Raw genomic sequence first — 12,185 nt, forward strand, 5'->3', positions numbered from 1 at the left:
ATTATGGCAACTATTTGTTGCGTTAATATCAGTGATGAGATAATCTTCAAAGGTGCAACTAAGCCAATAACTAAACAGCATATTGGGTACCGCAAAACTTATGACTACGCCAAAATCAGAAACATGCCCTGTAAAACATTTAACAGACACACGGAAATCTGCCAAGATCGCACTGGCAAATACCCAACCCGATCTTGGTGCGCACTGGGTAAAAAGCCCATTGCTCGCGCGCCAAATTCTGCGTAGCAAGAAATCCCGACAGGCCGGCGCCAGTGCCGACCTAGTTCAATTCAAGAATCCAGATCAAGCGCCGGTATTCTTCCTAGATGGCGAAGAACATGCAAAGAAGAGACGCAAAACGCAGCGTTTCCTCTCTCCCAAAGTTATATCTGAACAGCATTATCAAACAATGCGCAGAGTGACCGACGAGCTCATTACAAGCTTTAAAAGACGCGGTCACGCAAAGCTCGAAGATTTAAGCTTCAGCCTCGCAATAGAAGTTGTGGGAGAAATAATAGGACTGACCAATAGCAACAAACTTAGTAGAGCTAAGCGAATTGAAAAAGTCTTAACTTCGAGCATTTCCAACGCCGGAAATTCTAAATTCGGAAAGCTAAAGCTGAACTTTAAAAGATTAGTGGCCCTGTCTATTTTTTACTGGTTTGACGTCAGGCCGGCTATAAATGAAAGGAAACACTCCCCTAAACCAGATGCAATATCCCTTTATATCGAAGAGGGATATTCCAAATTTATGATAGTTATCGAATGCGTGACGTACGGTACAGCCGGTATGCTGACAACAAGAGAGTTCATCATCATGGCCGCGTGGTATTTATTTGATGACCCAGAGCTGCTTTCACAATTTCTTGAAGGGGATGACAAGGAACAAATTGCAATCCTTATGGAGATTGTACGCTTAGAGCCAGTCGCCGCCATGATACATCGCAGAACCGAGGAGGAAATCGAAGGGGTCACAGACCAGCCGCTTCCTCCCGGTGAAAAATATGGTATTGATATTCGCAATATAAACGTCGATAAAAACTTTGTCGGACAGTGCCCATTTTCAATCGACACTTCTAGAGCAAAAGCCCAGAAAGATTCTGGCCGATTTTTAAGCTTTGGCGACGGCCCGCACGGTTGCCCTGGATGGCAAGTCGCGCTGCACGAAACCCGTATTTTTCTTGATCAACTGTTTCGAACCCCAGGCCTCAAGCTTGAGCGCGAGCCCGACATTAGCTGGAACGCACAGCTAGGCAGTTACGAACTTCGCAATGCCGATATAAGCTGCGAAATGTAAGCACCCTGCCAATACTGGAAAGTATATGACGAGTTCTTAATAGCAAACACACCCCGATTTTGACTTTGGCTCTTTTGGGGTTTAAAAATGCGCGTCAAACACCGACTTCCTCATAAACTATATAAATAATCAGACCAAAACACGAGTAATGAAATTGCTTCGCGCGATTATTTTTCAGACCTAAATTTACTGAATGCCCCGTATCCAAACCTGAATTTAATAAGAAAAAATGCGCCCGTACACTATGCTGAAATTAGAAGATTGAGACTTTTTAAATGAGCTATTTCAAGACAGTCAAGGTATCCAGCTCGACAAACGCGCAAGCAATCCGTTCGCTGAGCACCTGACAAATTTCAGATTTTGGGTAGGAGGCAGCCTTGACCGCGAGTGCCTAGGGCTAGGGCTAGGGCTAGGATAGGCACGTCATTCTTTCCGCCGCGGACAAGGTGAATGGCGGTTTCATTGCAAGAAAGGGTGGGCTTGGCTAGCAAGCTTAGCGATTATGGGAACCCGAGTGGCACTTCAGGCTAGGCGCTTTACTGCTAGTTCCCGCAAATCGCCCGCCTTTACCTTTTCATTGCCCGTTAAGGGGTATTCAGATTCAGTAAAAATAAGCACACGGCGCGGCAGCTTAAAACTCGCTAGACGCTCTTTTAAAAACGCAATTAGTTCTGCTTCGTCTAACTGCACCCCGTCAATGGGAACTACGCAGGCCACAACCATTTCACTCAAAGTCTCGTGGGGAACACCCACCGTCTGTGTGCGCTTGATACCTGGATACTGAGCAATAACGGTATCAACTTCTTCTGGCGATACATTGGCGCCGCCGGTTTTGATTATATCGTTAAGCCGACCTTCCCAAAACAAATGACCTTGGGCGTCGATAAAGCCACCATCCCCAGTCCGGTAGAAACCCTGCTCGTCAAAACACTCTTCGGCCGACTTGCCGACATAGCCCATCATGAGGGTCGGGCCTTTAACGCAGACTTCACCGCGCTCGCCCATTGCGACGATGTCGCCAGTCAATGGATCAATAATTTTAATAATATTACCCGGTAATAAAGGGCCAAAATTACTTGGATCTTCATTCCCCGGATCACCGTCTTCAAATGAGCTAAGAATACTCATGGTTTCGGTAGTACCGAAGGCGTTGGGCAGATCCCAATCATTATTCGCCGTGGGATGGGCGCGAATAATATCGCCCTTGGTGACATTCCGGAGGCTCGAAAAATCCGCAGTGTCCCAGCTTGGCTCAGCCTGCATACGGGCCCATTGATGAGGGCGGCCGTTCATTAGGGTAACTTTTTCTTCGGCAATTAATTTAATTGCGGCGGCGGAATCAAACAGTGGTTCTAGTATTAAAGCACCGCCGGTAGACAAGGCATTGCCGACAATAATGGTCATAGGCCCGGCCCAGAAAAAGCCATTGCCAGTCCAGCACCTTGCCGGCTCGGTTAAACCCCACAGCCGAGGCCAGCGCCAAAACTGAATGGTAAATGCGCGCTGAGATTGCAATATCGCTTTAGGCAAACTGGTGGTGCCAGATGAAAAAAACAGGCCACCGGGATCAGAGGCATAAACAGTTTTCATCCGCGCATCGACGACTTGCTCCGATACCGTCTCAGCGCGAGTTAAAAATTCGTCCCACGGCTCAACTGCATTTAATGCAGGGGTTTCAGACGCTGTCGCTGCAGTAACCCCTGCGAGAACAACTAAGTGTCGTAGATAGGGGAATCGCGTTGACGATAACTCGCCCACTTCAGCGTCAACTATGCCTGGCTCTAACTCTGCCAACATGGCGCTGAAATCCTTTTTCAGCACACGGTCTTCAAATAGCAGTACCGACACCCCGGAGGCGGTGAGTAAATGCACCATCTCGTCTGCGGTGGAAAAGGTGCTGAGTACAGTAAACGTGCCTCCCGCCATCGACACCCCAAACATGGCGCTGAGGTATTCGGGACGATTGGTCATTAAGATACCAACCCGACTGCCCTTGCCAACGCCGCTGGCAATTAACGCTCTGGCAACTTCGACACTGCGATCCCAAAGATCCTGATAGCTCCAGCGCTGCACACCGTCAGCGCCGTGCATAACGACCGCTTCCTTATCGCGATAGCGCTCAGTCACCTCACGCAAATAGCCAGGAATTGATAAAGCGCCTATGCCAGGTTCTTCCGACAGCGGCGGCGCCGCATAAAGAGACAGTGCCGCTTGTGTGTTTGTATCACCCATGATCTTGCCCAACTAGCCGAAACCAAAATTATCTAACGCAAGGACAGCGCTCGATTAATAGGGAAGTTCAACCTCAGCGGTGCCTTTGAGGATAATTTCGCCGGTCTGGGTAGTCATCACCACCTGCACTTTCACAACCGGACAGCCAAAGGGTGACTTGTCGATTTTCTCGATAATTTCGCCATCCATATAGGTCACGTCGCCCTCGAAGGCAGGATTGCGAAACTGCGTATTGGAGTGCCAAATAAAGCCATTGTGTCCGGCCCAATAACTAATATAGTCGATATGCCAGGCGTTCATGGATGCGCCGTAACCGTACATACCACCCATACCCACATTGGTGGCTTTTTCTAAATCGACGTGGCCACTTGAAGGACCAAAGTACAGGCCATCGCCCATACGCGGATCAACCTTGCGCGCGTCATAGTCGTAAGACATGTCTTCAGCAAAGCCGGCCTTTTCGGTCGCAGGATCGTACTTACCCTCGGGAACATTCCAGCGCCACGTTCCCCAAATATTTTGGCGAAAGGCGCGGTATTCAGTTACAAAGGTCACTACTGAATGTGGGCCGACAACCCGACGCGGTAATTTATCACCCACCTTTACGTCGCCGTAGGCGGGAGAATGTCCTTCACGATTCGACATCAGCCACTCGTGACGAACTTTATGAATTTCTTTTATTTCGTCTTTTGTCCAGCGATGAGGTGCCGCACGCTCTGCGCCGTGCACCGCACGTTTATTTGCCTCTTCACGTAGATAGCGAATAGACGTAGCACGCTCTCTAGCGACTAAGACGCCGTTCTGATTCCGGTGTTCGGTATCACCACGCTGAAACACGGTTGGCCCAGCAAAGCTGGTCTCTTTCACATCGTAGCCATCAAAGCGGCGCTTCTGAAATAGCTTGTCACCGGGACGAACAGGTGCGCCGTAAAACCACCACTCCTCACCACCAAAAATAAGGTGCGAACCGGGGATATTGCCGACGCCTGCTGGATGGCAGCCGTGGCCATAGTCCATCGCAACCGCGAAGGACTGTGGCGCAACAATACCACCAAACTTTGAAGAATTAGCGAATTCCTCATCCCAGTGAATGGGATTCGGATAATCCATGGCCATAACCCAGCGGCGAATATCGGTTGCGTTACAGGGATCCCATAACTCGGCAAACACGACTTCCTGCCCGACCAAGCGATCTAAATCGCTTAGATCAATTTCAACTGGCTTATTATTATGGTCCGCAGACATGATTCAATTCCTCATCATTCGTTTTGCGGCGAATGGCACGACATTATTTATTAACGTCTACCACCACGCGTCCGCGCAAAGTACCTTCCATCATCTGTGTTGCAACACCAACCGCTTCAGACAAACTGATATCCTTAGCAATCAATTCCAACACCTTCACATCTAAATCCCGGGCCAAACGCTCCCATGCAACCAAGCGCGACGCCTTGGGCGCCATAACGCTGTCGATACCCAGCAGTGAAACACCGCGTAAGATAAAGGGCATAACCGTACCAGGTAGATCAAAACCCTGGGCCAAACCGCAAGCTGCAACAGCGCCGCCGTAACGGGTTTGCGCGCAGGCATTTACCAGCGTTTGACTGCCGGCCGCATCAACAACACCCGCCCAACGCTCTTTCTGTAATGGCTTGCCACGCTCGCCCAACTCAGCGCGGTCGATAACCGACGTTGCGCCCAGCTGCTTCAAATACTCGGTTTCGCTGGCTTTACCCGTTGCCGCCACAACATTAAATCCAGCCTTGGCCAACAGGGCGATTGCAACACTGCCAACACCGCCAGTTGCCGCCGTTACCAATACTTCGCCCTGCTCCGGTTTAACGCCGTGCTTAATTAGGGCCTCAACGCACAGGCTAGCTGTGTAACCAGCGGTACCAATCGCCATCGCTTGACGAGTGGTAAATGCCGCTGGCAAAGCCACTAACCAATCACCATTCAAACGCGCTTTCTGCGCCAAGCCACCCCAGTGACCTTCCCCAACCCCCCAGCCATTGAGGACAACTTTATCGCCCACTTTGTAATCTGTGTGGCTGCTTTCCGTCACCACACCGGCCAAGTCGATACCGGGCACCATGGGGAACTTACGCACAACAGGTGAGCTTCCGGTGATTGCCAAACCATCTTTAAAGTTCATTGTGGAATATTCCACATCGATGGTGACATTGCCTTCGGGCAATTGCGCCTCGTCAATTTGCGCAACCGCAACCGTCTGACCGTTGTCGTCTTTGTTAATCAGGATTCCAGAAAACATAAGCATCTACTCGCTGTTAATTAAATGAAAATTACAGAGCCTCATAGCGGGCTCCCAATGTATTGCCTTCGTTGAGGCGCATACAGACAGCGACTTATTGCGGACAATAATATTGTCACAAGCGCCTGCCATCTCCGCACCCAATGCGATTCCATAAACATTCTACGCAATCACTTGGCAACGCTATTTACTGCTCTTGCAAAAAGCCCCGCGCTACCGCCTGGGCATATACCGCCTCTCCTCGACCGAGATGCATATTCAGCAAAGCTCGCTTGAGAAAAAGATGACAATCGTGCTCGTCAGCCATCCCAATGCCGCCGTGAAGTTGCAAAGATTCCTCGGCAACTTTAGCAAAGCTGGTACAGCACAAATACTTGGCCGCCATGGCGCGGGTTTCAGAAAACGGTCGCGCCAGGGCATCAAATAACATGGCTTCTGAGGCGACAATTTGCACCTTTAAATCAGCACAGCGATGCTTCAAAGCTTGAAACATTGCCAGTGGTCGGCGAAATTGCACGCGGGTATTCAAATGCTCGATGGTCATCTCAAGCAATTCTGAAGCGGCACCAATACTGTCGGCTGCCAAACTAATATCACGTCGCGCTAGCAGGGCTGAAACAAGTTGCTGAGCCTGCTCGCCCTCAGCCACTATTGTTTGTTCTTTAAGGCTAAGGTTCTGCAGATCGACATCAAACAAAGTTCGCGTCACATCTCGCGTCGAGCGCTCAACACACTTAAGACCTGGCTGATCCAAGCTCGCCAAAAACAGCAATTGCTGGTCTTCTGTCCATAGCAAAGCCTGAGTAGCCTGCCCCGCCCCCGGCAACGCAATAGCGTAACCATTTAGGCTTGCGTCATTTAATCTGATCGATGAATTGGCAAACGGCAGGCTCAGCAATTCACCGCTGAGTGCCTGCATTAGATGATCAGCTTTATCACTTAAATTTGAATCACACAGCGCCTCAATACTGAGTAGCGCCGATGACAAGGGCGCCGCGCACAGGCCGCGCCCTAATTCAATATTCACCACCGAGGATGCAGCAACACCCATATCTAAACCGTCGAGTGACTCCGGGATAGAGACCATCAGCCAGCCTAGTTCAATACCTTGATCCCACAGTGATTGCTTCGCGCCATACTGCCCAATTCCGGACACAACCTGACGCACAGAATCACGGAGTTCATTGAGTTCTACACTCACAATTTATTCTCCGAGCTGCCAGCTTTTCGGTTCACGGGGCATACCCAACATACGCTCTGCAATAATATTTCTTTGCACCTCGTTGCTGCCACCCGCAATAGACCAATTGTAGGAATTCATATAATCCAGCGTCCAATCACCGGTTTCCTGCGTCGCGCCGCGCATAAACCCGGAATCTCCCTGCCCGTCCAGACCACCCACCCGCACACCCAAGGCAACAAATTCACGCAGCACCTGGGCGTAATAAAGTTTTACAATTGACGCGTCGCCCACCTGTTCGGTGCCGTTGATACGCTTTTGTAAGTACTGATCGGCCAATGCACAGGCGGCGTCAACCTTGGGTATCAAGCAACCCAGATCAGCTAAGGCAACTGGGTCGCTCAAGCGACCATTGGATTTGAGCGTACCCACCAAAATATTCAGGCCGTAACGCATACGCTGGGTCAGCTCGACCAGTGTTAAGCCGCGCTCCGATGCCAGCGTTGCCTGCGCAACAGCCCAGCCAGCGCCTTCATCGCCAACACGGTCTGCGACATCCACTTCAACATCATCAAAGAAGATTTCGGCAAACTCATCATCACCGGTGATTTGCGAGATCGGCCTAACCGACACCCCTGGCGATTTCATATCAAGCAGTAAATAGGTGAGTCCGGCCTGCGGCGGCCCAGACGAATCAGTGCGCGCCAACAGCAAACAGTGATCTGCATACTGGGCCATGGTAGACCAGGTTTTCTGACCATTAATAATATATTTATCGCCCTTGCGAACCGCGCGGGTTTTGAGCGAGGCCAAATCCGAACCGGCATTAGGCTCAGAAAAACCCTGACACCATATCTCGCCCTTGAGAATACCCGGCAGATATTTTTGCCTTTGTTCTTCGCTGCCGCATTCAAACAGCGTGCAGGCCGCGTGGTACAAAGCAACAAAGTACAGAATCAAGCGCGGCGCATCAGCGCGAGCGACCTCTTCAAATATCACTTTTTGCTCGGCCAAGGACCGTCCGCCACCAGGCCAACCTTCCGGCCAATGGGGGGTGGCATAACCCGCTTCCACTAACTTTGTGAACCACGCTTTTTGCAGTTCAACAAAATCGCCCTGCTCGGCATTGGTCAGGGCGGGCCGCCAAGCATTAGGTACATTGCTCGCCAACCAGCTGCCCACTTGCCGACGAAATTGTTCTAACTCGATTTGGGTCATCTAGCCTCTAAACCTTTTAATTCTGACGTACGCGTTTAAACCTTGACCTCAATCCAGCCGTCCACCACCCGCACCTCATAGGTTGGAATTGGCTTAGTTGCTGGCAAATTGAGCGCCTCGCCAGTTTCCAAATTAAACTTGGCGCCGTGCACTGGACAGGTAATGGCGCAATTGCGCACCCGACCACTTAACAAGGGCTTTCTTTGGTGAGAACAAAAATTCGACACTGCGAACAGGCGATCTTTAATATTGCAAACCAAAATCCACGTGTCGTTGATCTTGGCCGCCTTTTTTCCACCAACTGGCACGTCTTCCAGCTTGCAAAATTGAGTATAAGTATTCGACACTGTTGATTACCTCTGTTTTTCATAGTAACTGTCTTGGGAGAAAAATGGAATCCCAAAGTAGAGTCTGGTGATGTTTCATCATTGCCGCTGTTGCGCCTGAGAAAACGTCAACAGACCCTCGCATTTCTTGGATGTAATAACGCAAAAAGCCGTCACTGAGGACGGCCAGAATTGAACAAGCTGCCACTGCAAAGGCCGCTGCTTAACCCTATTTTGGTGTTCTGCTTAGCCGCGCAAAACACCGCAACAGAGCGCTTTAGCCTTATTTACCAGAAACGTATTTGTCGATGGCCTGCTCAAAATGACGAACTCGAATTTCCTGATAATTGCCAAGCGTAAGGCCTTTCTTGGCACTGGCCTCTACGCCCTGCTGCTGCAAAAGTAAGTTTTCTGTGTCTTGATCCAGAATCACACCGAAGCCATCATCCATGCCTTCAGCATCGACAAAGGACTGATCATCCGCCATATGTTGCTGCTCTGCGGGCTCGGGACGCTCACCGGATTTTGGCAGCGGACGCAGGAAGAATACTTCGTACAAGGTTTTGCGGTGATCATCGGCCACCGGGCGGAAGCGATACACCATGGGCAGTGAAATACCCGCGAACATGAACATATTTGGGAATACCGTGTAAGAGAAGCAGTCCAGCAATTCTGAGTCCGACACATGACTCAAATCACTATCAGACGCCTCTTCAAACATACCGCGGAACATGTTAGCCATCGCCGCCCGCGCCGTGTCATTCTCGCCCAATTGCTGCGACGTGCTGACACCGCCAGAGTCGCCGATAGTGAACTGGTCAAATATTTCCTGCTCGGTGTACTGTCCTGCCAAATGCGGGCTGATTACACCCAGCGGTGAGATAAAGCGGTCGACATGCTCACCGTAAAAATCGTACTGCGAATTGGCGTCGGCATTAGAAACCGCCACTTGGGGATGGGTTTCAATAACATGGTAGGCCTCCATAAAGGCCTCCATAGTTAATTTCCAGTTTGCCGGAATGATCTTGGAAACATGGCAGTGAACATAGCGATCTTCTAATTTCCAAGCACTCAGATGCGACATAAATTCGTCGCCCAAATACGTTTCAAGCGCTGGCGCATCGTGATCCATATTGATAAATACGAAACCCGCCAATATTTGCACCTTGGCCTGCGGCAGTGAAAACTCCTCTGCTTTGACATGGGGAAAATCCCATTCGCACTGGGCTTTTTTCAAACTGCCATCTAAATTCCAAGTCCAGCCGTGGAAGGAACACTTAAATTCACTTGTGCAACCATCGGTGCCGGACGCCCGCAATTTAGTACCGCGATGCAAACAGGCATTGTAGTATGCGCGCACCTCATTTTCGGCAACCCGGGTAATGATGAAAGATTTACGACCTATATCGTAAACATAGTAATCGCCCACCTCCGGGATATGTTCTTCGCGGCAGGTAAACTGCCACGTCCGCGTCCACAGGTTTTGGTACTCCTGACGCGCGAAATCTTCCTCGTAATAGCGCTCAGTGGGAATGTCCTCATCACCTAAAAACTGATAGGACTCCGAGCGCACCCAGCCCGGTGCAGCAACGCTATCTTTAGCGATAATATCCTGGGTTGACGGCGCATTTGGGCAGCGCGCTTCGCCTTTTGCCATATTCATTTTTTCAGCTGTTTGTGCAGTCATTATTCATATCTCCGAGAGTTCGAAAAGGTGGCGAACTTATTTTGCGGTGGTGTTTTTATGGACCACGCCACCCTTGATAATTAGCTTGAGCTTATTGGCATCGACAAGCACATCGGTATCGGCCAGTGGATCGCCGTTGACCAGGACCATGTCGGCCAGATAGCCCTCTTTCAACATCCCCAGTTTTTCGTCGCTGCCCATGGTCATCATGGCGCCGCCATTGCGGGTTGCGCACACCAAGGCCTGCGCGGGGCTGTAACCAAAGTACTTAACAAAAAAGCCCACATCGCGGGCATTAGTGCCATTGGGGCTCCAGGCAAAACCGTAGTCACCGCCAATAACGTGCTTGATACCGCGCTCGCGCAGCGCGTTGTGGGTTTGCTGCGACGCGTCTAATAATTTATCGATGCCCATCATTCGCGCCACATCAGCGCTTATATAGGGCTCCGCCTCATATAAGAGGGTGTGAAAAAGACTCACCGTAGGCGCGACATAAACCCGATCCCTGGCCTCTTCAAACATATCCAGGGTTTTTTCGTCACTGAATTCGCAGTGGAACAAGACATCCACACCCGCTCGCAAGCACATCTGAGCACCCGCGACTGAGCGCACATGGGCGTTTACCTTGCGACCGTAATCGTGGGCGGTATCCACTGCCATACGCACTTCGTCATAGGTCATCGGCGTAGTGTGAGCCGGTGTTCCGGGGTAGAAAGGATCGCCAGACACATCGAGCTTGATATTGTCGCAACCTTCGCGGCAGGCAATACGCACGGCTTTGCGCATTTCTTCGGGGCCGTCGACGATCATGGCGGGGCCGCCTGGCCGGGGATTGTGCAATTTACTTTCGTCACCCATTGCGCCGGTGACGGAAATTTCCATAGAGCCGGCGCGAATTCTAGGACCGCGCAAATTCCCCGCGGCAATCTCATTGCGCACCGCCACCGCCAAGCGCAATTTGGCCTCTGATGCACCCCATACGCTGGTAAAACCCTGATCCAACAAGCGCTCGGCAACGCGCGCTGTCAACAAGGTATGCTCCTCTGGCGGCGGTGTAATCAGGTCTTCGGTCGCGGTCACGTTATCGAAAGACAAATGGCCGTGGCCCTCGGTCATACCCGGCATTAAGAACATGCCCTGCGCATCGATAAGCTCGCAGCCGTCGGTGGGCAATGTATTTAGCTGTTCAGTAATCGCCTCGATACGCTCGCCATTGATCAGCACATCGCCCAGCCTGGCTTCGCCACCGGATCCGTCCCAAATCTTCGCCCCTCGAATTATTATTCTGCTCACTGCTCCTCTCCCCAACTTTCAACCGCCCCAACAAAGGCAAATTATTACGGGTTTTATTATGCCCCCAGCGGCATACCGCCAAAATGACCAAGACAGAACAGCAACTTGCCTACCCCCGCCAGCAGTCTTACCGCCTTGTGTGTCTGTGAGTACACTTGCCGTCAGGCTTTAGAGAGCAGCTCAGGAGAAAAATAATGATTAGAGGCATTCACCACGTAGCAATCCATGTTCACGACATGGCACGCATGATCCGCTTTTACAAGGAAGCCTTTGGCTTTGAGGTGGTCGGCGAGCCATTTGCATGGGAAAACGACGACTTTATCGACCGCATTGTATCGGTAAAAGGCTCTGCGTCTAAAGGTGCCATGTTACGGGCGGGCAGCTGTTATATCGAAATGTTTCAATACAGCGCCCCCAAGCCCAATAATACCGAAGGCCTTGATCCCTTCGACAAGGGCTACACCCACTTTTGCGTTGATGTCGTTGGCATTGAGGAAGAAATACCGCGCCTGCGCAGCGTCGGCATGACCTTTCCCGAAGATGCGCCCATCGATGTTGGCCATGTAAAAACCCTCTATGGTCGCGACCCCGAGGGCAATCTGATAGAAATTCAGGAAACCATCGACACGCAATGTGATTTCCCCCTGGACCGTTTACCCCCTATTGCCAAGAAGTAGATC

Annotated in this window: 10 protein-coding genes; 2 read left to right on the forward strand and 8 right to left on the reverse strand. The window is 50.9% G+C overall.

Features of this window, described 5'->3' with window-relative positions:
• Positions 1-220: 220 nt before the first annotated feature.
• Entirely contained in the window at positions 221-1,297 is a 1,077-nt protein-coding gene (locus KXJ70_RS18165) for a cytochrome P450 (RefSeq protein WP_219044976.1), read from the forward strand.
• Positions 1,298-1,819: 522 nt separating this feature from the next.
• Here the strand turns inward: KXJ70_RS18165 and KXJ70_RS18170 are convergent.
• The 8 genes from KXJ70_RS18170 to KXJ70_RS18205 form a co-directional block, all read right to left on the reverse strand.
• Positions 1,820-3,529 carry a class I adenylate-forming enzyme family protein gene (locus KXJ70_RS18170; RefSeq protein WP_219044977.1) on the reverse strand — a complete coding sequence of 570 codons (1,710 nt, stop codon included), beginning with the start codon at positions 3,527-3,529 and terminating at the stop codon, positions 1,820-1,822.
• Positions 3,530-3,583: 54 nt separating this feature from the next.
• On the reverse strand, positions 3,584-4,774 hold the full coding sequence (locus KXJ70_RS18175; RefSeq protein ID WP_219044978.1) for an FAS1-like dehydratase domain-containing protein: 1,191 nt from the start codon (positions 4,772-4,774) through the stop codon (positions 3,584-3,586).
• A 43-nt stretch (positions 4,775-4,817) separates the two neighbouring features.
• Positions 4,818-5,801: an acrylyl-CoA reductase (NADPH) gene (gene acuI / locus KXJ70_RS18180; RefSeq protein ID WP_219044979.1), complete on the reverse strand. Its 984-nt coding sequence runs from the start codon at positions 5,799-5,801 to the stop codon at positions 4,818-4,820.
• Between the two features lie 187 nt (positions 5,802-5,988).
• Entirely contained in the window at positions 5,989-7,002 is a 1,014-nt protein-coding gene (locus tag KXJ70_RS18185; protein ID WP_219044980.1) for an acyl-CoA dehydrogenase family protein, read from the reverse strand.
• A 3-nt stretch (positions 7,003-7,005) separates the two neighbouring features.
• Positions 7,006-8,199, reverse strand: coding sequence for an acyl-CoA dehydrogenase family protein (locus KXJ70_RS18190; RefSeq protein WP_219044981.1), 1,194 nt, complete (start codon positions 8,197-8,199; stop codon positions 7,006-7,008).
• Positions 8,200-8,234: 35 nt separating this feature from the next.
• Positions 8,235-8,546, reverse strand: coding sequence for a Rieske (2Fe-2S) protein (locus KXJ70_RS18195; RefSeq protein WP_219044982.1), 312 nt, complete (start codon positions 8,544-8,546; stop codon positions 8,235-8,237).
• A 262-nt stretch (positions 8,547-8,808) separates the two neighbouring features.
• On the reverse strand, positions 8,809-10,212 hold the full coding sequence (locus KXJ70_RS18200; protein ID WP_219044983.1) for an aromatic ring-hydroxylating oxygenase subunit alpha: 1,404 nt from the start codon (positions 10,210-10,212) through the stop codon (positions 8,809-8,811).
• A gap of 36 nt (positions 10,213-10,248) precedes the next feature.
• Positions 10,249-11,505 carry a metal-dependent hydrolase family protein gene (locus KXJ70_RS18205; RefSeq protein WP_219044984.1) on the reverse strand — a complete coding sequence of 419 codons (1,257 nt, stop codon included), beginning with the start codon at positions 11,503-11,505 and terminating at the stop codon, positions 10,249-10,251.
• Between the two features lie 194 nt (positions 11,506-11,699).
• Here KXJ70_RS18205 and KXJ70_RS18210 point away from each other — a divergent pair, with 194 nt between their 5' ends.
• A complete protein-coding gene (locus KXJ70_RS18210; RefSeq protein ID WP_219044985.1) occupies positions 11,700-12,182 on the forward strand; it encodes a VOC family protein in 483 nt (160 codons plus the stop codon).
• Positions 12,183-12,185 lie beyond the last annotated feature (3 nt).

The sequence above is a fragment of the Zhongshania aquimaris genome (genome assembly GCF_019312595.1).
GTDB lineage: Bacteria > Pseudomonadota > Gammaproteobacteria > Pseudomonadales > Spongiibacteraceae > Spongiibacter > Spongiibacter aquimaris.

Coding starts and splice junctions, on each gene's coding strand:
- KXJ70_RS18170 (WP_219044977.1), bottom strand. CDS start 3,529: ATGGGTGATACAAACACACAAGCGGCACTGTCTCTTTATGCGGCGCCG.
- KXJ70_RS18175 (WP_219044978.1), bottom strand. CDS start 4,774: ATGTCTGCGGACCATAATAATAAGCCAGTTGAAATTGATCTAAGCGAT.
- acuI (WP_219044979.1), bottom strand. CDS start 5,801: ATGTTTTCTGGAATCCTGATTAACAAAGACGACAACGGTCAGACGGTT.
- KXJ70_RS18190 (WP_219044981.1), bottom strand. CDS start 8,199: ATGACCCAAATCGAGTTAGAACAATTTCGTCGGCAAGTGGGCAGCTGG.
- KXJ70_RS18200 (WP_219044983.1), bottom strand. CDS start 10,212: ATGACTGCACAAACAGCTGAAAAAATGAATATGGCAAAAGGCGAAGCG.
- KXJ70_RS18210 (WP_219044985.1), top strand. CDS start 11,700: ATGATTAGAGGCATTCACCACGTAGCAATCCATGTTCACGACATGGCA.